General features: G+C 75.3%; 2 protein-coding genes. One reads left to right on the top strand and one right to left on the bottom strand.

Going from position 1 to position 2,316, the window contains the following annotated elements:
• Window positions 1-1,435, top strand: a 1,435-nt coding sequence (locus tag AB0J68_RS31090) for a HAMP domain-containing sensor histidine kinase (protein WP_363942328.1), incomplete at its 5' end; no start/stop codon positions are given.
• 46 nt (window positions 1,436-1,481) lie between these two features.
• Here AB0J68_RS31090 and AB0J68_RS31085 read toward each other — a convergent pair.
• Window positions 1,482-2,316: TAXI family TRAP transporter solute-binding subunit (locus tag AB0J68_RS31085; protein ID WP_363942326.1), on the bottom strand; the 835-nt coding region annotated here is incomplete at its 5' end.

Below are 2,316 nucleotides of genomic sequence, written 5' to 3'. Positions count from 1 at the left end.
CCGTCGACTGGTGATCAGTTATCTGCTGCTGATGGTGCTCGTCCTCATCGCGTTGGAGAGCCCGCTCGCCGTCACCCTGGCCAGTCGGGAGACCGAGCGGGTGCGCGCCGACCGGCTCGCCGACGCCACCCGGTTCGCCTCGCTGGCCGGGCCGGCGTTGCGCGGCGGCGAGCCCGGCCCGATCGGGGCGGAGCTGCGCAGCTACGACGAGCTGTACGGAATCGGCGCGGCGGTCGTCGACCGGGACCGGGGCATCGTCGTCGACTCGGCGAGCTGGCAGTCCACGGGGACCGCCACGGTGCTGGACGTCGCGCTCTCCGGGCAGCAGGCCAGCGCGCCCGAGTCGGTCTGGCCGTGGTCGGCCGGGCCGGTGGTGGTGGCGGTGCCCATCAACGACGGCGGTGAGGTCCTCGGCGCGGTGGTGATCGTGACCCCCGCCGACGAGATCCGCCGGGCCGTGAGCACCTGGTGGCTGCTGCTCACCCTGGCCGGCCTGCTCGTCGTGCTGGCCTGCGTGCTCACCGCGTTCGGGCTGGCCGGTTGGGTGCTGCGCCCGGTGACCGAGCTGGACGCGGTCACCCACGAGATCGCCGAGGGCGACCGGGGCGCGCGCGTGCAGCACCGGCTCGGCCCGCCGGAGCTGCGTCGACTCGCGGCCAGTTTCAACCACATGGCCGACGTGGTCTCCGATGTGATGGACCGACAGCGTGCGTTCGTCGCACACGCCAGCCACCAGCTGCGCAACCCGCTCACCGCGCTGCGGCTGCGGGTGGAGGAGCTGGGTCCCAGCCTCACCGACGCGGACGGGCGCTCCGAGCACCGGTTGGCGCTGGAGGAGACCGACCGGTTGGCGCTGGTGCTCGACGCGCTGCTCACCCTGGCCCGGGCCGAACGGGAGGAGAACGAGCGGGTCACCGTGGACGCCGCCGCCGTGGCCGCGTCCCGGGTGGCCGCGTGGGCGCCGTTGGCCCGGCACCGGTCGATCGCGTTGCGGCTGGCCACGAGCGACGCCCCGGCGTACGCGCGGACCGTGCCGACCGCCGTCGACCAGGCGCTGGACGCGCTGATCGACAACGCGGTGAAGTTCAGCGGGGCCGGCGGGGCGGTGACGGTGACCGTGGCCCGCCGTGACGACGGGGTGGCCCTGGAGGTGCGCGACACCGGCCCGGGGATGACCGAGAGTCAGCTCGGCCAGGCCACCGAGCGGTTCTGGCGAGCGCCGGACGCGCAGAACGTCGACGGCGCCGGGCTCGGCCTGACCATCGCCGCTGTGCTGGTCGACGCCTCCGACGGCCGGCTCACCATGCGGCCGGCCGAGCCGCGCGGGCTGGTCGCCGGCCTGTGGTTCCCGGCTCCCGAGCCCGAGCCCGAGCCGGCGGGGGAGCCGGCGGACGAGGACCCGTCCGTCGACCTGCGGCCCGCCCCGGCCCGGTAGCGGCCCGACCAGGGCGGCGGGCGCCTCTCGGCGCGGCCGGCGACAGTCAGGGTTTGGCGGCCCGGTACCAGGCGGCGGCACCGGGGTGCAGCGGCAGCGGCGCGGTGGCGATCGCCGAGCGGGGGCTCATCCGTCCCGCCGCCGGGTGCGCCGCGCCCAGCTCGGCCCGCCGCTCCATCAGCAGCCGGGTCACCTCCCGCACCAGCGGCTCCGGCAGGTCTGCCCGCACGATGAGGTAGTTCGGGTCGGCGACAGTGGTCACCGGGTTCATGCCGTACACCGAGCGGGGGATGTCCCGGGAGACGTAGACCTGGCCGTAGCGGGCGCGCAGCGGCTCCGTCCACTCACCGAGGTCCACGATCCGGGTGGCGCTGCGCCCGGCCAGCTCCTCGATGCCCCGCACCGGCAGACCGCCGGAAAAGAAGAACGCGTCGATACGCCCCGAGCGCAGGGCCGCCACCGAATCGTCCAGACCGAGCCGTTCCCGGCGTACCGCGTCGCCACCGAGCCGGGCCACCTCCAGCAGCCGGGTGGCGGTGATCTCGGTGCCGGAGCCGGGCGCGCCCACGGAGACCCGCCGGCCGCGCAGGTCGCCGATCGTGCGGACCGGCCCGCCGTCGGTCGTGACCAGGTGCAGCTGGTCGTCGTACACCCGGGCCACCGCGTCCACCGTCGGGCTCTGCGTCGGGCTGGCGGGCAGCACGTCGGCCTGGGTGAAGCCCAGCTCGGCTGCTCCGGAGCCGACCAGGCGGACGTTCTCCGCCGAGGCGGCGGTGATCACCACGCTGGCCCGTACCCCGGGCAGTTCCCGGTTGAGGATGGTCGCGAGGGACTGCCCGAACGCGTAGTAGACGGCGGTGGGGCTGCCGGTGGCGATCCGG

Source organism: Micromonospora sp. NPDC049580 (assembly GCF_040675595.1).
Lineage (GTDB): Bacteria > Actinomycetota > Actinomycetes > Mycobacteriales > Micromonosporaceae > Micromonospora.
Note: the sequence above shows the minus strand (reverse complement) of the source record. Positions and strands in the feature narration are given on the sequence as shown.